This is a genomic window from Mesorhizobium sophorae, from assembly GCF_002270415.1.
Classification (GTDB): Bacteria; Pseudomonadota; Alphaproteobacteria; order Rhizobiales; family Rhizobiaceae; genus Mesorhizobium; species Mesorhizobium sophorae.
The window spans coordinates 102,007-117,943 of record NZ_NNRI01000015.1; the positions used below are offsets into that span (position 1 = coordinate 102,007).

A 15,937-nucleotide genomic window follows, 5' to 3' on the forward strand; every position below is an offset into this window, starting at 1 on the left:
TTTGCGCTGCATTTACTGCGGCTTTACCAGATTCCTGAACCCAGCGGTAACCACACCAAAAGGTTTACTGACAACAGCGCATTTTACGCATTCCGATTCATGTTTCGGTTGCTGCTTGCGCGCCAATGATCGCCGAACCGGGGAGCGTTTCCACCCCGTTGTGTCAGACGATCAAGGTGCGTTCCGATGAAGACAGTTCTGTTTCCCGTGCTCGGCGCCGTGGCTGTGTTTGCCGCAGGCGTCACGCCTTCAACCGCCGGCGATCGCTACGCCGACAGGCCGCCGGTGATGGTAAGCCCCGACCTTTCCGCCCCCTGGGTGCTGCAGCTTGGCCATGCGCCCGGCATCGTTCGCCAGAACCGCCAGGTCGTGCAGCAGCCGCGCCTGCGCTACGCTCAACCGGGGCAGCCTGACCGGGTGCAGACGGCGGCCGTGCAGCCGCCTTCCAAGCGGATGGTCATGCGTCCGCAGATCAACCCGATCTACCTACCGCAGGAAGTCGCCTATGACGGCCCGCAGAAGCCGGGCACGATCGTCATCGATACGACCCAGAATTTCCTCTTTCTGGTCGAGAAGAACGGTAAGGCACGGCGCTACGGCGTCGGCACCGGCAAACCCGGCTTCGAATGGTCGGGCACGCACAAGATTACCAACAAGCGCGAGTGGCCGGACTGGCGCCCCCCGGCGCAGATGATCAAGCGCGAGGCCGCCAAGGGCCGCTACCTGCCGACCTACCTGGCCGGCGGCATGGAGAACCCGCTCGGCGCACGCGCGCTCTATATCGGCACGACCGAATATCGCATCCACGGCACCAACCAGCCATGGACAATCGGCGGCGCGGTGTCGTCAGGTTGCATCCGCATGCGCAACGAGGACGTCGTCGACCTCTATGAACGGGTCAATGTCGGAACCACGGTCGAGGTGATATAGTTCCGGCGACGAATCACTTGGCCGGCAAAGCACCTCGCTTTTGGCGACCAGTCTGAAGATACGGGGGACGGGCCGTATGGGGATGCGGCCGTCAGGAAGGGCAGCACGGGAAACCGCGCTGCCCTTTCCGTTTCGACCGGAGCCTGAGGGTCAGCGAGACACTCCCTTGGGGGGCACGTCGCGCAAAAAGCATGACGGTTCGCTTTCGCGCTGCCCTTGGCGATGTTCTTTTGCTATGTCGGCAGCAACCAAGCAAAAGAGTTCACCCATGTCCCTGTCCGACGACAGCCGCTATCTCAAGGGCGGCCCGGTTGCCCAGCGCATCATTGCCGCCGTGCGCGAGGATGCAGCGATCGCCAAAGCCGAGGGGTTTCCGCCCAAGCTGATCTCGATCACCGTCGGCGACACCGCGGCGGTGGATGTCTATGTGCGCAACCAGCGCGCCAAGGCGCAACTGGCCGGCATCGATTTCGAGGAACGGCGCTTTCCCGCCACCATCACATCAGGCGAACTGGAAGCGGCCATCCACGGCCTGAACGCCGACCCTCGCGTCACCGGCATCATCATCCAGCGGCCGGTGCCGGCACATATCCCGGTCCGGACGCTGCAGGCGGCGGTGCATCCGCTCAAGGATGTCGAGGGTATGCATCCGGCTTCGATCGGCAATATCGTCTACAACCAGCTCGACCTCGCGCCCTGCACCGCGGCCGCCTCGGTCGAACTGCTGAAGGAGACCGGCCTCGACCTCAAGGGGCTGGAAGTCGTCATCGTCGGCCATTCCGAAATTGTCGGCAAGCCGATCGCCTTCCTGCTGATGAGCGAAGGCGCGACGGTGACGGTCTGCCATCACATGACGCGATCGGTTGCCGCGCATGCGCGTCGCGCCGATGCGCTGTTCGTCGCCGTCGGCAAGCCGCGGCTGATCAAGGCCGACATGGTCAAGCCGGGTGCGGCGGTCATCGACATCGGCATCAATTCCGAGATCGGGCCTGACGGGTCCAGCCGTATCGTCGGCGACGTCGACACCGAAAGTGTGCGCGAAGTCGCCTCCTGGATCACGCCGGTGCCGGGCGGCGTCGGCCCGATCACAGTCGCGATCCTGTTGCGCAACACGATGGTGGCGCTCAGCAGGCAGCGCGCGCTCTATGAAGCGACATACGGCACGGCCGACAGGCTGGCGGCCGAGTAAGCACCGAGACGGGCTACGAGGCCTACTCGGCGGCGATCAGGCTGTCTTCCGCAACGCCTTCCGGCTTCGGCCCGCCATAAGCCCAGTCGAGCAGCTTGATCGTGTGCACCACCGGCATCTTCGCCGCGGTCGCGATCTGTGTGATGCAACCGATGTTGCCGGTGGCGACGATCGAGGCCCCCGTGGCCTCGATGTTTTTCACCTTGCGGTCGCGCAGCTTGGCCGAAATCTCAGATTGCAGGATGTTGTAGGTGCCGGCCGAACCGCAGCACAGATGGCCCTCGCGCGGCTCGCGCACGATGAATCCGGCCTTGGTCAGCAATTCCTTCGGCTGGCGGGTGATCTTCTGGCCGTGCTGCATCGAACAGGCCGAATGATAGGCAACGACCGTGCCCGGCTTGCGCACCGGCTCGGGCAACTCGATGCCTGAGAGATACTCGGTGATGTCCTTGGCCAGCGCCGACACCCGCGCGGCCTTGTCGGCATAGGCCGGATCAAGACGGAGCATGAAGCCATAATCCTTGATCGTCGTACCGCAGCCGGATGCGGTGATGACGATGGCATCGAGCCCGCCTTGTTCGATGTCGCGCGTCCAGGCGTCGACATTTTGCCTCGCCGAGGCAAGCGCAGCCTGTTCCCGCCCCATATGATGGACCAGCGCGCCGCAGCAGCCCTCGCCCTGCGGCACCACGACCTCGACGCCGAGCCGCGTCAGCAGCGAAATCGTCGTCTCATTGATGGCAGGATCAAGCACGGATTGCGCGCAGCCGGTGAGGATGGCGACGCGGCCTTTTTTGGCCCCTTGCCCGGCGTGGATACCCGGCGAGGCCATCGGTGAGACTGCGGGGATCGATGCCGGGGCGAGCTTGAGCATCGCGCTGAGCGGCTTCAGCGCTTGGACCTTCCCGAACAGGCCAATGAACGGCTTGCCCAGCCTCGCCAGCCTGAGCGCTGCGCGGAAGCGCGCGGGATGGGGCAGCACGAAGGCCAGCATGGCGCGGGTCAGGCGGTCAAGCAGCGGCCGCTTGTAGGTCTCCTGGATATGGGCACGGGCATGGTCGACCAGATGCATGTAGTTGACGCCCGAGGGGCAAGTGGTCATGCAGGCAAGGCAGGACAGGCAGCGGTCGATATGGGTGACGATCTCCTTGTCGGCGGGACGGCCGTTCTCCAGCATGTGCTTGATCAGGTAGATGCGCCCGCGCGGCGAATCGAGCTCGTTGCCGAGCGTGACATAGGTCGGGCAGGTGGCGGTGCAGAAGCCACAATGCACGCATTTGCGCAGGATCTTCTCCGATTCCGCGACATGCGGATCGGCAAGCTGGGCAAGCGAAAAATTGGTCTGCATCGCGTTCTAGTCCTAGGCCATGCGGCCGGGATTGAGGATGTTTCTTGGGTCGAATTCCTGCTTCAGCCGCGCGCTAAGTGCGGCCAGCGCCGGCGCCTGCGGCTCGAAAACCGGCAGGGCGGCGCGATGGGAAGGGGCGGCGCGCACCAGCGTCGCATGGCCGCCGCCATGTTTTCTCAACAGCCCACGCAGCAAAGCGGCTTCCGGGTCGCCCTCTTCCATGCGCAACCACACCAGCCCGCCCTGCCAATCATAGAACGCGCTGACAGCGGCCTGCATGCGCAGCGTCAGAACCATCTGGTGGCCCTCTCCCGGCGTCTTCGACACACGCCAGACCGGCTTCTCGGTGCCGTCGGCGAAGGGCCTGCAATCGCGCACATCTCGCCAGATCAGCCGTGAAGCCTCGCCGGAAATCTCCTCCAGCGGTCCAGCCTTGCCGAGCAGCGTTTTCAGAGCGGCGATGCGATAGGCGACGGAAGGGCCAAAACCTTCGACGCGCAACAACGTCGCGGCCTCGCTGCCAAGCGTGCCGCCGGCGACGCGCGCGGCGATGCGCTCCGGCAGATGGGCAGCGCTCGACACTTCGGCGCTTGAGCCGAGCGCCAGCGCCATGGCGGCGGCGGCGGCATCGTCGAGCAGGCCGCGGACAGCGAGCGTGACCTCGGTCTCGGCGGCGGGCAGCACCTTGAAGGTGACATCCGTGAACGCGGCCAGCGTGCCCCAGCTGTTGGCCATCAGTTTTGACAGATCGTAGCCGGTGACGTTCTTGACCACGCGGCCGCCGGATTTGAACGCCTCGCCACGGCCGGAAACGGCATTGATGCCCAGGATATGATCGCGCGCCGCGCCCGCCTTCAGCCGGCGCGGGCCAGAAAGGTTCGCCGCAAGCACACCGCCGATGGTGCCTTTGCCAGGCTCGCCACCAAGCAGCGGGCCGTAGTCCATCGGCTCGAAGGCAAGCTGCTGGGCGTTTTCCGCCAGCAGTGTTTCGATGTCGGCCAGCGGCGTGCCGGCCTTGGCCGACAGCACCAGTTCGGCCGGTTCATAGAGCGTAACGCCTGTGAGCTTGGACAGGTCGAGTGTGTGTTCGCACTGTTGCGGACGACCAATGCCGCGCTTGGAGCCATGGCCAAGGATTTCGAGTGGCGATTCCTCCGCCGCCGCCCATGCGACGGTGGACAGGACTTCGTCCGATGTGGTCGGGGTAAAAGACGTCAAAGCCTGTGCTCCCGGAGCTTTTCGAGCACGGCTTCGCCCCTTGGCGACAGCCGGTAACCGATCTCGAGGCTCTCGGTGAGGCCGAGTTCCTTGAGCTTGCGGACATCCTGCTTGAATTTCAGCGTTTCGACGCCGGCTATCGCAGCCAGCTCAGCCGCCCGCACTTCCGGGTGGGCGCCGATCGTCCGCAGGGTCGACGGGAAGCAACCCGGTGCCGTCTTGTCCCAGCGCGCAAATCGTGCGGTCAGGGCGTGCCAATCCGCATCGGAAAGCGAGGCCTCGCCACGCAAGGCAACGCGTTCGTCGGGTTCGATACCTTTGAGTTCGATGCGGTAGACCGGGGTGCCGTCATGGGAGCCCAGCATCTCCTGAAGAGCTCCGAGTGCCGGAAAGTCGGCCGCGGTTGCGTCCTTTTCCGTCAGTGCGGACATGTCCACGATCGCAATATCGCCGATCACCACGACGCCCGACGCCGTCCTTACCCGCCCGCCGGCCTTGACCGCCGGCCGCTTCCAGCGGCGGAACGCGAGCGTCACTTCCTTGCGCGCGATCTTGTCCAGCGAGGATTGTTTGAACAGCAATTCAGACCTCACTCGGGTATTGGGCGAAGCCTGCGCCAAACAGAGGTGTGGAGATGCCGCGATCCTTCCCACCCCCCTCTGTCCTGCCGGACATCTCCCCCGCAAGGGGGGAGATCAGATCGTCACCACGGCTTTCGCAAATTCCTTTGGTTGAAGGATAAGCACCAGCATTGCGGCCAGCCAATCTCCCCCCTTGCAGGGGAGATGTCCGGCAGGACAGAGGGGGGTGTTCAAGCGCCGACATTTCCCCTCAAAACCTTGGAATGTCCGGATACGGCAGCTTGCCGCCGGAAATGTGCATGCGGCCGAGTTCGGCGCAGCGGCGAAGCTGCGGGAAGACTTTGCCGGGATTCAAAAGATGGTTGGGGTCGAAGGCGCATTTGACCCGCATCTGCTGGTCGAGGTCGATCTGGTTGAACATCTCCGGCATCAGGTCGCGCTTCTCGACGCCAACGCCGTGTTCGCCGGTAAGCACGCCACCGACCTTGACGCAGAGCCGCAATATGTCGGCGCCGAAGCTTTCGGCCTTGTCGAGTTCGCCGGGCACATTGGCGTCGTAAAGGATCAGCGGATGCAGATTGCCGTCGCCGGCGTGAAAGACATTGGCGACGCCGAGACCGTATGTCTCCGACAGCTCGCGCATGCCGGCCAGAACGCGAGGCAGTTCCTTGCGCGGGATGGTGCCATCCATGCAGTAATAGTCGGGCGAGATGCGGCCAACCGCCGGAAAGGCCGCCTTGCGGCCGGCCCAGAAGCTCAACCGCTCCTGCTCCGACTGCGAGATGCGGCAGGTGGTCGAACCGTTCCGGATGGCGATCGCCTCGACGGCGGTGATGAGGTGATCGACCTCGACACTCGGCCCGTCGAGCTCGACGATCAGCAGCGCCTCGACATCCAGGGGATAGCCGGCATGGACGAAATCTTCCGCGGCATGGATCGCCGGCCGGTCCATCATTTCCATGCCGCCCGGAATGATGCCGGCGCCGATGATGTCGGCGACGCACTGGCCGCCCTGCTCGCTGGTCGGAAAGCCGATCAGCAGGGCGCGTGCGGTCTCCGGCTTTTTCAGGATGCGCACGGTGACCTCGGTGACGACTCCGAGCAGCCCTTCCGAGCCGGTCATCACACCGAGCAGGTCGTAACCTTCCGCATCGAGGTGACTGCCGCCGAGCCGCACCACCTCGCCATTCATCAGCACCATCTCGATGCCGAGCACATTGTTGGCGGTGAGGCCGTATTTCAGGCAGTGCACGCCGCCGGAATTTTCCGCGACATTGCCGCCGATCGAGCAGGCGATCTGGGAGGATGGATCGGGGGCGTAGTAGAAGCCCTCCTGCTCGACGGCGGTGGTTATGCCGAGATTGGTGACGCCCGGCTGGGCGACGACGACGCGGTTGGAGAAATCGATCGCCAGGATGCGGTTGAAGCGGCTCATGACCAGCAGCACCGCGTCCTCGAGCGGCAATGACCCGCCAGACAGCGAGGTGCCGGAGCCGCGCGGCACGACGCGGATGTTGCGGTCGTTGCAGTATTTCAGCACGCGGGAAACCTGCGCCACCGTCTGTGGCAGCACGACGACCAGCGGCAGCTGCCGATAGGCTGTCAGGCCATCGCTCTCGAAGGCCCGCATGGAATTGGCGGCGTCGACGACGCCCTCGCCCGGGACGATGATGCGCATGTCGGCGACGATCTCGTCGCGCCGGCGCATCGTGGCGTCGTCTGGTTTCGGCATGGCCAGGCCGGACATCTGCAGCCTCGTTTTGCTTGACTGGTCAAAATCTTTTACCAGTGAAGCCTGGCGGTTGCAAATCCAGCTTTGGCGGAAAGTCCAAAGTCACCGCCGGACAGGCTTCCGCAGCGGCAATCTGCCGCTGCGGGTACAGCCCTATTCGCCCGCCGGCTTGCCGGGTTCGGAATGCAACCGGCGCACGCGGCGCACGCCCCACCAGACCAGCAGAATGGCGACGGGTACCGAGGCCGCGGTGACGACCTCCGGCGCGAAGGCATGGCCGAAGATCGAGGCGCCCTTGGCGACATAGCCGACGAGGCCGACCACATAATAGGAGACGGCGGCGACCGACAGGCCTTCGACGGTCTGCTGCAGGCGCAGTTGCAAGCGGGCGCGGTTGTTCATCGACGCCAGCAGGTCGCGATTCTGCTTCTCGACCTCGACATCGACCCAGGTGCGCAGCAGCGTCGTGGCGCGGGTCAGCTTGCGCGACAGATTGGCCTGGCGCTCCTCGACAGAGCGGCAGGTGCGCATGGCCGGTGCGACGCGGCGCTGCAGGAACCCACCCCAGGTGTCGTAGCCGGGCACGGCTTCTTCCTCAAGCGCTTCCAGCCGCTCGACGACGATGCCGTCATAGGCGCGGCTGGCGCCGAAACGGTAGAGGCTCGATGCTGCGTCCGCTTCCAACTCGGCGGCAAGCTCGGTCAGGTCGGCCAGCAGCGTCTGGCTGTCGCGGGTTTCGGCGACCTTCATTTCCAGCGTGGTCTGCGCCAGCCTGTCCTCGATGCGGCGGGCGCGGCCGGACAAGGTCAGCGCCAATGGCAGGCCAAGCATGGCCAGCGTTCGGTAGGTTTCGATGTCGATCAGCCGTTGCGACAGCGCCCCGGTTCGCGCCGGCGTCAGGCCGCGGTCGAGCACCAACATGCGGGTCATGCCGTCGCCATCCTGGCGGAAATCGGTGACGATGGCGGCGTTGCCGCGTTCGACCAGCGAATAGCACAGGCTGGTCGGGTCGAAGCCGGCGATCAGCCGCTCACTCGCTTGCGTCCACTTACGGATTTCGAGCCTGATCCCCGAGATGACGGTTCCCGGCGGGGAAAACCCGTTGCCGAACGGCGAGTCCTCCAGCGCCCTGCCGCTTTCGGAGAGCGGGCCTTCCCACAGATAGGTCGAGAATTCCGTGTGCCGCTCCCAGCGCAGCGAGCCCTTGCCCCACTTCATGGCGTGGTGGCGGGCCTGGCGGTCGGGCGCGGCAATGCCCAGACGCCGCGACAGTTCGGACAGCACCGCATGGTCGACACCGGATCCGCCCTCGGTCATGAAGGCGAGTTGCACCAGGACACGCGGCTTGTCGATCAGCGGATGCGGCCGGGCATGGACCTCGCCAAGCGCACCGGGCCGGCCCTCGTGCGCGGGAAAACCCATGACGCTGCCCTTGGCGCGCGGCTGGAACTCGAGATTGGACGGGTCGTCTGACACGGCTTGTCCCCCGGGGTTCTCTAGACCCTCTTACATTGCGTCCCTCTAGGGCCAATGGCCAGATGACGCAAACAGCAAAGTTTAGCCGAAGACGATATGGCGTCAGGCGTCAATACCGACCCGCTTCGACCAATTGGATAAATAATTTGACCAGTTGGCGACGCAGGCTTTATCCTGCACGTCAGCGGTTCACCTTCCAGGCATTCTGTTGAGCGACATTTTTTCCAGGATCGAGCATTCGCGCACCGCCGACGAGGTGGTGCAGCAGATCGAGAGCCTCATCCTGGAAGGCGTGCTGCGCACCGGCGACCGGTTGCCTGGCGAGCGCGAGCTCGCACGCCAGTTCGACGTGTCGCGGCCGATCCTGCGCGATGCTCTCAAGGCGCTCGAAGGGCGCGGCCTTTTGACGACCAAGGCCGGCGGCGGCACGCATGTCGCCGACATCATTGGCCAGCTGTTCACCAAGCCGGTGGCCGACCTGATCTCGATGCATCGCAAGGCGGTGGCCGACTACCTGGAATACCGCCGCGAGATCGAGGGCGTCGCGGCTGAGTATGCGGCGCGACGCGCCACGCCGGAGGATCTGGCGCTGCTCGACCGCATCATGGCGCGCATGGACGAAGCGCACCGGACCGGCGATTTCGACGACGAAGCCGAAATCGATGTCGAATTCCACCACGCGATCTGCGAGTGCGCGCACAACATCCTGCTCTTGCACACGCTGCGCTCCTGCTACCGGCTGCTGTCGGAAGGCGTGTTCCAGAACCGGCTGCTGGTGTTCACCGTGCCCGGCGCGCGCGAGGCGCTGCTTGCCCAGCACCGGGCGATCCATGCCGCGGTGAAGGCCGGTGACCCTGCGGCCGCGCGGCAAGCGGCGATGGACCACATGATCTATGTCGAGCGGTCGATGGCCGAGGCCGAGCGCAGCGGCGACTGGCAACGCGTCTCGCGGCTGAGGCTCAGGCAACGTTCTGATGGGGCCAGATGAATTCACACGCAGACGCTCCCAGGACTGATAAGCGGGGACCCTCATGAGCCAAATCCTTACAATCGCCGATCTCAAGGACCTCGCGCGCCGGCGCGTACCAAAAATGTTCTTCGAATACGCCGATTCCGGCGCCTGGACTGAAAGCACCTATCGGGCCAACGAGGAGGATTTCGCCAAGATCAAATTCCGCCAGCGCGTGCTGGTCGACATGAGCAACCGCTCGCTGGAATCGACCATGATCGGTGAAAAGGTGGCAATGCCGGTGGCGCTGGCGCCGACCGGCCTGACCGGCATGCAGCATGCCGATGGCGAGATGCTGGCCGCGCAGGCGGCCGAGGAATTCGGCGTGCCATTTACCCTGTCGACGATGAGCATCTGCTCGATCGAGGATGTCGCCTCGGTGACCAGGAAGCCATTCTGGTTCCAGCTCTATGTGCTGCGCGACAAGGATTTCGTGCTCGACCTGATCGACCGGGCAAAGGCGGCGAAGTGCTCGGCGCTGGTGCTGACGCTCGACCTGCAGATCCTCGGACAACGCCACAAGGATGTCCGCAACGGACTTTCGGCGCCGCCCAGGATGACACTGGCCAACATCGCCGACATCGCCATTCGCCCGCGCTGGTGGATGGGCATGGCCGGCACCAAGCGCCGCACCTTCCGCAATATCGTCGGCCACGCCAAGGGCGTCGGCGACGTCGCCTCGTTGTCCTCCTGGACGACGGAGCAGTTCGATCCGCATCTGTCATGGAAGGATGTCGCTTGGATCAAGGAACGCTGGGGCGGCAAGCTGATCCTCAAAGGCATTCTCGACAAGGAAGACGCACTGATGGCGGCCAAGACCGGCGCCGACGCCATCATCGTCTCCAACCATGGCGGGCGGCAGCTCGACGGCGCGTCGTCTTCGATCATGGCGCTGGAGGAGATTGCCGACGCGGTCGGCGACACGATCGAAGTGCACATGGATGGCGGCATCCGCTCCGGCCAGGATGTGCTGAAGGCGCTCTGCCTCGGCGCCAAGGGCACCTATATCGGCCGGCCATTTCTTTACGGCCTGGGTGCGCTCGGCAAGGAAGGAGTTACCAAGGCATTGGAAATCATCCGCAAGGAGATGGACATCACGCTGGCTCTGTGCGGAAAGCGTCTGGTCACCGACATGGGCAAGGACCAGCTCCGGCGCTAAGTCCGTGACAGCCTGACCACGGAGACGGCGCAGAGTTGGCAGAACCCGGCATCCATTTTCTCGACGCTCATGGGCCGAAAGGTGTGCGTCTTTACGCGATCGGCGACGTGCATGGCCGGCTCGACCTACTGGCCGCCATGCATCAGCGCATCGAGGATGAGATCGAGCGGGATGCGCCTGCCGACTGGCGCGTCATCCATCTTGGCGACTATGTCGACCGTGGACCGGACTCAAAGGGCGTCATAGACTTCCTGATCGAGGCGCGAGAGCGCGACCCGCGCCATGTGATGCTGGCCGGCAACCACGACGTCGGCTTTCTCGACTTTCTCAAGAAGCCCGACCCGGAAGGGCTTTTCATCCGTTTCGGCGGCATCCAGACGGCACTGTCCTACGGCGTGGCGATCAGTGAAGGCACCAGCATGTGGTTCGGCAAAGCCGAGGCGGCCGTGCGCAAAGGACATGAATCCCTGGTCGAGGCGGTGCCGCAAACCCATATCGATTTCTTGCGATCGCTGCGGCTTTCGCTGACGCTCGGGGATTTCTTCTTCTGCCATGCGGGCATCAGGCCGGGCATCGCGCTGGCAAGGCAAAACCCGCAGGATCTGATGTGGATCCGCGACATCTTCCACAATTACCAGGGCCTGTTCCCGAAGATCGTGGTGCACGGGCACACGCCGGTGCCGGAAGCGGAAGTGATGGCCAACCGCGTCAATGTCGACACGCTTGCCTGGCAATCAGGCATGCTCAGCGCGCTCGTCGTCGACGGCCCGGACAAACGCATCCTGACGATCGCGATCAAGGAGGCTGGGACGACGAAGGGAGCTTGAGCGCGGCGCGTCCAAAGACGCGAAAAACGCTCCGGCTTTAGCGAAGCGAGGCGGTGACGCCGTAGCCGTCGACGGCGTTGTGGTTGTTGGCTGCGTCGGCGGAATAGATGCCGAGGCCGCACAGCACGATGGCGGACAACATGGCAAAGGACAGAAGCGCTGCTTTCACGGACGTCATCTCTTGTTGAGCTTGCTGCATCTGTGCACCAGGCGGTTACCAATGCGTTGAAACGGAGAATTCGCTTCAAAGTTTCGACGATTTCGCGCTTCTAGGCGCACTCTGTATCGACGGTGTGTCGCGCGGGTCACACCAAAGGTTCATCGCGGTTGCACAGCCGATGCAGAGCGCGCGCCTTCTAGGATGACGGGCGGACACAAGCCAAGGATGAAAGGGTTTTCCCCAGGCGGTTTCACCGCCGCGTGCCAATTATGTCACGCGGCAGGACACTGGGGTGCTCAAATTAGGGTGTGTTGAGATTCAGATCAGGCCGAGCCGAAAACGATGGGTTCCGAGAACCGGAGCGGAGCGTACTTTTGGGTACGTGAGCACCGGAAGCGCAGGAAGCCGGCGTTTGCAGGCCGGCATCACCTGAATATCAACGCACCCTAGATCGTCGCCACCCAGGCGCGGGCAATGGCCAGGCCGGCAGCGTCGGCATCAGGCCCGTTACGGGCCATTTCGCCATCGAGCTTGCCGGCCCAGTCGGGATGGCGCGCGGCGATGGTCGGCGCAAAGGACGTGCTCCAGTCCTGCACCATCGGTCGGTCGGCCTCGAAATGGAACTGGAAGCCGTAGACGGCGCGGCCAACACGAAACGCCTGGTTCTCGGCGACATCATTGCCGGCGAGCCGCACGGCGTTCTCAGGCAGCACGAATGTGTCGTCGTGCCACTGGAAGATCGGGAATTTCTCCGGCAACGTGCCAAGCACCGGATCGCCCTTGGCGTCCGGCGTCAGCGACACGCCGTGCCAGCCGAACTCGTTGGCGCCGCCGATGCAGTTCTCGCCACCGAAGGCACGGGCAACGAGCTGGCTGCCGAGGCAGATGCCGAGCACGGCACGGTCCTTGTCGGCGAAATCGCGGGTCAATTCGAGCAGAGCCGGGAAATAGGGATAATCGTCGTCGTCCAGCGCATTCTGGCCTCCGCCGAGCACCACCATGGCATCGTGCCCGCCAGCATCATCCGGCAGGGGATCGCCCTTGTAGGGCAAACGCAGATCGAGGTCGGCGCCCGCTTCCGCCAGAGCCGCGCCTACCTGGCCAAGACCGGTATTGTCGTAGTTCTGGACCACCAGCACCCGCATCGCGAAACCCTGCTGACATTAAAATGATGCGAGGAGCGATATCATGCCGCCAGCATTGCAGCCAAGATGCGTGTTGCGGGAGAAAACTATGCCACTGCAGAACCGGGTCGATCCGTTCGGCGCCATCCACGCCGTGCCCGAGCGCGGGCTGTTCACCGGCAATCGCGGCATCATCCACGATCCCGAGACAAAGACACTGCTGAAAAAGCGCTGGGCGCTTCCGGCCTGGATCATCTGCGTCTGCCAATTCCGCGACGTCCGGCGCGAACCGATGGGCCGCAACCGGAAGAGCGACGACCATTTGGGTGGCAAAGCGGGCTGGACCGAGCTGTTCTTCCTCGACGAGGTGACCGCGCTGGCGGCCGGGCATCGGCCCTGCTTCTTTTGCCAGCGCGAACGGGCCAAGGATTTCGTCGGCCGCTTCGGCCATGCCTTCGGCATTGCCGAGCCACGCGCGCCGCAGGTCGACAAGCGGCTGCACAAGGAGCGGCTGGCGTCCGGTGGCAAGCCACCGATGCTGGCCCTCGAGGAACTTGCCAGTCTTCCCGACGGTGCGATGCTTGCTGATAGCGGCACCGCCTATGCCTTGCGCGGCGGCAAGGCGCTGCGCTGGTCTTTTGCCGGATATGGCCCACCCTCCGATTTCAACCTGCTCGAAGGCAAGGCGCTTGCGCTGCTGACGCCGGCCACGACGCTCGCCGTCCTGCAGCATGGCTTTCGGCCGGTGTGGCATCCGACCGCCGAGGCTTGACGCCGGCGGGCGGCTCGCTCATTCCTCGGCGATGCGCGCCAATTACAAGATGCAACGCCTGTTCGTGCCCGACGACCTCGGGCCCGAGATCGAGTTCGATGCCGGTCAGCAGCAGAGCCACTATCTGCTGCATGTGCTGAGGCTTGGCGAAGGCGCCGAAATCCTGGTGTTCAACGGTCGTGACGGTGAATGGTCGGCGGCCATCGCGGCGAAGACAAAAAGGGCGGTGCGGCTGAAGGTGCTGGCGCTGCAACGGCCGCAACCGCCGCTGCCCGATCTCATCTACTGCTTTGCGCCGCTGAAGCAGGGCCGGCTTGACTATCTCGTGCAGAAGGCGGTCGAAATGGGCGCCGGTGTCCTGCAGCCGGTCATCACCCAGCACACGCAAGTGGCAAAACCTTCCATCGATCGCCTGCGCGCCAATGTCGTCGAGGCCGCCGAACAGTGCGGCATCCTGGCGGTGCCGGAGGTGCGTGCAGCCGAAAAGTTCGACCACCTGCTGACCGGCTGGGACAGAGAGCGGCGGCTGATCTTCTGCGACGAGGACGCCTCGACCAACAATCCGCTGCCGGCTCTGCAGGCGGTCAAGGAAAAGAAGCTCGGGCTGCTGGTCGGGCCGGAGGGCGGCTTCTCCGATGACGAGCGCAAGATGCTGCGCGCCCTGCCCTTCGTCACGGCCATTCCGCTCGGACCGCGTATCCTGCGCGCCGATACGGCGGCGGTGGCAGCACTTTCGGTGATCCAGGCTACCGTCGGAGACTGGTGAGACTTCATTCCTTGCAAGGGACGGAGAGCGCAGTATCGTTCAATTCCTGTTGACCTGTGGCTCAGGATTTTTCGCTTGATCGACTACTGACATTTCGTCCATCTAGCGCCGGCGGTCGTCCGACCGTCCTACAACTCCGCGTGTCCTTTCGGACGCGCAAACGACGCTGTAACACTTGAAGGGGCACGTGATCCTTTCCGAAAATCGAAAGCCGATCTTCGGGATTATGTGCGGAGGGCTCTATCATGGCGCGCGACACAACCGATTTCCGCCCGATCGAAGGCGTCGATGAACTCGTCGAGCATCTGGCCGAAGGCAACAAGCCGCGCGACAAATGGCGCATCGGCACCGAGCACGAGAAATTCCCGTTCTATGTCGACGGCAACGCGCCTGTGCCCTATGGCGGCGAGCGCGGCATCCGCGCCATCCTCGAAGGCATGCAGCAGAAACTCGGCTGGGATCCGATCATCGATGACGGCCGCATCATCGGCCTGGTCGAACCGACCGGCCAGGGTGCGATTTCGCTAGAGCCGGGTGGCCAGTTCGAGCTGTCCGGCGCGCCGCTGGAGACGATCCACCAGACCTGCCGCGAGGGCAATGCGCATCTGGCACAGGTGCGCGAGATCGCCGAGCCGATGGGCATCCGCTTTCTCGGCCTTGGCGGCAGCCCGAAATGGTCGCTGGCCGAGACGCCAAAAATGCCGAAGTCGCGCTATGAGATCATGACGCGCTACATGCCCAAGGTCGGCACCAAGGGTCTCGACATGATGTACCGCACCTGCACGATCCAGGTGAACCTCGACTTCGAGAGCGAAGCCGACATGCGCCGCAAGATGCAGGTGTCGCTGAAGCTGCAGCCGCTGTCGACGGCATTGTTCGCCAATTCGCCGTTCACCGAGAGCCGGCCGAACGGATTGCAGAGCTGGCGCGGCGACATCTGGCGCGACACCGACAACCAGCGCTCGGGCCTGTTCGAATTCTGCTTCTCGCCCGATTTCGGTTTCGCCGACTATGTCGAATGGGCGCTCGACGTGCCGATGTATTTCGTCATCCGCGACGGCCACTATCACGACATGACGCACATCACCTTCCGCCAGTTCATGGCCGGCGCCGCGCGCAATGAAGTGCCGGACGGGCTGCCGACGATGGGCGACTGGGCGAACCATCTGTCGACGCTGTTCCCGGATGTGCGGCTGAAGCGTTTCCTCGAGATGCGCGGCGCCGATGGCGGGCCGTGGCGGCGCATCTGCGCGTTGCCGGCTTTCTGGGTCGGATTGCTCTATGACGAGGCAGCGCTCGACGCCGCCGAGGCACTGACCTCAAGCTGGACATATGACGAAGTGCTGGCGATGCGCACCGCGGTGCCGGAACAAGGCATTTCCGCGTCCTTCCGCAACACCACGCTGCGCGAGATCGCCCGCGACGTGATGGTCATCTCACGCATGGGCCTGAAGAACCGTGGCCGCAAGAACCGCGACGGCTATGACGAGACCTCGTTCCTCAACACGCTCGATGAAGTGGTCGCACGCGGCACCACCAGCGCCGAGGAGATGCTCTCCGCCTACCACACGCGCTGGGGCGGCTCGATCGAGCCGGTCTTCATGGAATACGCCTACTAACCCTGCGAGTGCAGGCGCGGCCGATTG

15 protein-coding genes are annotated in these 15,937 nt (G+C 64.2%); 8 read left to right on the forward strand and 7 right to left on the reverse strand.

The genetic code is table 11. The features are described 5' to 3' along the window. Positions 1-186: 186 nt before the first annotated feature. Both CGZ66_RS23290 and CGZ66_RS23295 read left to right on the forward strand, forming a co-directional pair. A complete protein-coding gene (locus CGZ66_RS23290) occupies positions 187-930 on the forward strand; it encodes a L,D-transpeptidase (protein ID WP_095088417.1) in 744 nt (247 codons plus the stop codon). A 268-nt stretch (positions 931-1,198) separates the two neighbouring features. Beyond that, a complete protein-coding gene (locus tag CGZ66_RS23295) occupies positions 1,199-2,119 on the forward strand; it encodes a bifunctional 5,10-methylenetetrahydrofolate dehydrogenase/5,10-methenyltetrahydrofolate cyclohydrolase (RefSeq protein WP_095088843.1) in 921 nt (306 codons plus the stop codon). 22 nt (positions 2,120-2,141) lie between these two features. On the opposite strand, the gene glcF is transcribed toward CGZ66_RS23295, so the two are convergent. The 5 genes from glcF to CGZ66_RS23325 form a co-directional block, all read right to left on the reverse strand. Next, entirely contained in the window at positions 2,142-3,467 is a 1,326-nt protein-coding gene (gene glcF, locus CGZ66_RS23300; RefSeq protein ID WP_095088419.1) for a glycolate oxidase subunit GlcF, read from the reverse strand. A gap of 12 nt (positions 3,468-3,479) precedes the next feature. Further along, on the reverse strand, positions 3,480-4,685 hold the full coding sequence (locus tag CGZ66_RS23305) for an FAD-binding protein (RefSeq protein WP_095088422.1): 1,206 nt from the start codon (positions 4,683-4,685) through the stop codon (positions 3,480-3,482). Continuing rightward, positions 4,682-5,266, reverse strand: a complete 585-nt coding sequence (locus CGZ66_RS23310; RefSeq protein ID WP_095088424.1) for an ASCH domain-containing protein — start codon at positions 5,264-5,266, stop codon at positions 4,682-4,684. Before CGZ66_RS23310 ends, CGZ66_RS23305 begins: the two co-directional genes overlap by 4 nt. A gap of 250 nt (positions 5,267-5,516) precedes the next feature. Beyond that, positions 5,517-7,013: an FAD-linked oxidase C-terminal domain-containing protein gene (locus CGZ66_RS23320; RefSeq protein WP_095088426.1), complete on the reverse strand. Its 1,497-nt coding sequence runs from the start codon at positions 7,011-7,013 to the stop codon at positions 5,517-5,519. A gap of 138 nt (positions 7,014-7,151) precedes the next feature. Continuing rightward, positions 7,152-8,474, reverse strand: coding sequence for a DUF3422 family protein (locus CGZ66_RS23325; protein WP_095088428.1), 1,323 nt, complete (start codon positions 8,472-8,474; stop codon positions 7,152-7,154). A 208-nt stretch (positions 8,475-8,682) separates the two neighbouring features. Between CGZ66_RS23325 and CGZ66_RS23330 the strand changes: the two genes are divergently transcribed. Genes CGZ66_RS23330 through CGZ66_RS23340 form a run of 3 tightly spaced genes read left to right on the forward strand, consistent with a single transcriptional unit; the run spans position 8,683 to position 11,469 of the window. Beyond that, positions 8,683-9,462: an FCD domain-containing protein gene (locus CGZ66_RS23330; RefSeq protein ID WP_095088430.1), complete on the forward strand. Its 780-nt coding sequence runs from the start codon at positions 8,683-8,685 to the stop codon at positions 9,460-9,462. Between the two features lie 43 nt (positions 9,463-9,505). Beyond that, a complete protein-coding gene (locus CGZ66_RS23335) occupies positions 9,506-10,642 on the forward strand; it encodes an alpha-hydroxy acid oxidase (protein WP_095088432.1) in 1,137 nt (378 codons plus the stop codon). A 35-nt stretch (positions 10,643-10,677) separates the two neighbouring features. Continuing rightward, positions 10,678-11,469, forward strand: a complete 792-nt coding sequence (locus CGZ66_RS23340) for a metallophosphoesterase (RefSeq protein WP_095088434.1) — start codon at positions 10,678-10,680, stop codon at positions 11,467-11,469. 37 nt (positions 11,470-11,506) lie between these two features. On the opposite strand, the gene CGZ66_RS41375 is transcribed toward CGZ66_RS23340, so the two are convergent. Both CGZ66_RS41375 and CGZ66_RS23350 read right to left on the reverse strand, forming a co-directional pair. Then, entirely contained in the window at positions 11,507-11,638 is a 132-nt protein-coding gene (locus CGZ66_RS41375) for a hypothetical protein (protein WP_257784452.1), read from the reverse strand. 437 nt (positions 11,639-12,075) lie between these two features. Continuing rightward, positions 12,076-12,774 carry a type 1 glutamine amidotransferase gene (locus tag CGZ66_RS23350; RefSeq protein WP_095088438.1) on the reverse strand — a complete coding sequence of 233 codons (699 nt, stop codon included), beginning with the start codon at positions 12,772-12,774 and terminating at the stop codon, positions 12,076-12,078. 88 nt (positions 12,775-12,862) lie between these two features. Here CGZ66_RS23350 and CGZ66_RS23355 point away from each other — a divergent pair, with 88 nt between their 5' ends. The 3 genes from CGZ66_RS23355 to CGZ66_RS23365 all read left to right on the forward strand — a co-directional run bounded on the left by CGZ66_RS23355 (position 12,863) and on the right by CGZ66_RS23365 (position 15,910). Further along, a complete protein-coding gene (locus CGZ66_RS23355) occupies positions 12,863-13,525 on the forward strand; it encodes a hypothetical protein (protein WP_095088440.1) in 663 nt (220 codons plus the stop codon). 31 nt (positions 13,526-13,556) lie between these two features. Then, complete coding sequence (locus CGZ66_RS23360; protein ID WP_095088442.1) at positions 13,557-14,291, forward strand: 16S rRNA (uracil(1498)-N(3))-methyltransferase; 735 nt, start codon at positions 13,557-13,559, stop codon at positions 14,289-14,291. A 245-nt stretch (positions 14,292-14,536) separates the two neighbouring features. Next, on the forward strand, positions 14,537-15,910 hold the full coding sequence (locus CGZ66_RS23365; RefSeq protein WP_095088444.1) for a glutamate--cysteine ligase: 1,374 nt from the start codon (positions 14,537-14,539) through the stop codon (positions 15,908-15,910). Positions 15,911-15,937: the final 27 nt, after the last annotated feature.

Coding starts and splice junctions, on each gene's coding strand:
- CGZ66_RS23295 (WP_095088843.1), top strand. CDS start 1,199: ATGTCCCTGTCCGACGACAGCCGCTATCTCAAGGGCGGCCCGGTTGCC.
- CGZ66_RS23360 (WP_095088442.1), top strand. CDS start 13,557: ATGCGCGCCAATTACAAGATGCAACGCCTGTTCGTGCCCGACGACCTC.
- CGZ66_RS23355 (WP_095088440.1), top strand. CDS start 12,863: ATGCCACTGCAGAACCGGGTCGATCCGTTCGGCGCCATCCACGCCGTG.
- CGZ66_RS23290 (WP_095088417.1), top strand. CDS start 187: ATGAAGACAGTTCTGTTTCCCGTGCTCGGCGCCGTGGCTGTGTTTGCC.
- CGZ66_RS23350 (WP_095088438.1), bottom strand. CDS start 12,774: ATGCGGGTGCTGGTGGTCCAGAACTACGACAATACCGGTCTTGGCCAG.
- CGZ66_RS23365 (WP_095088444.1), top strand. CDS start 14,537: ATGGCGCGCGACACAACCGATTTCCGCCCGATCGAAGGCGTCGATGAA.
- glcF (WP_095088419.1), bottom strand. CDS start 3,467: ATGCAGACCAATTTTTCGCTTGCCCAGCTTGCCGATCCGCATGTCGCG.
- CGZ66_RS23335 (WP_095088432.1), top strand. CDS start 9,506: ATGAGCCAAATCCTTACAATCGCCGATCTCAAGGACCTCGCGCGCCGG.
- CGZ66_RS23320 (WP_095088426.1), bottom strand. CDS start 7,013: ATGTCCGGCCTGGCCATGCCGAAACCAGACGACGCCACGATGCGCCGG.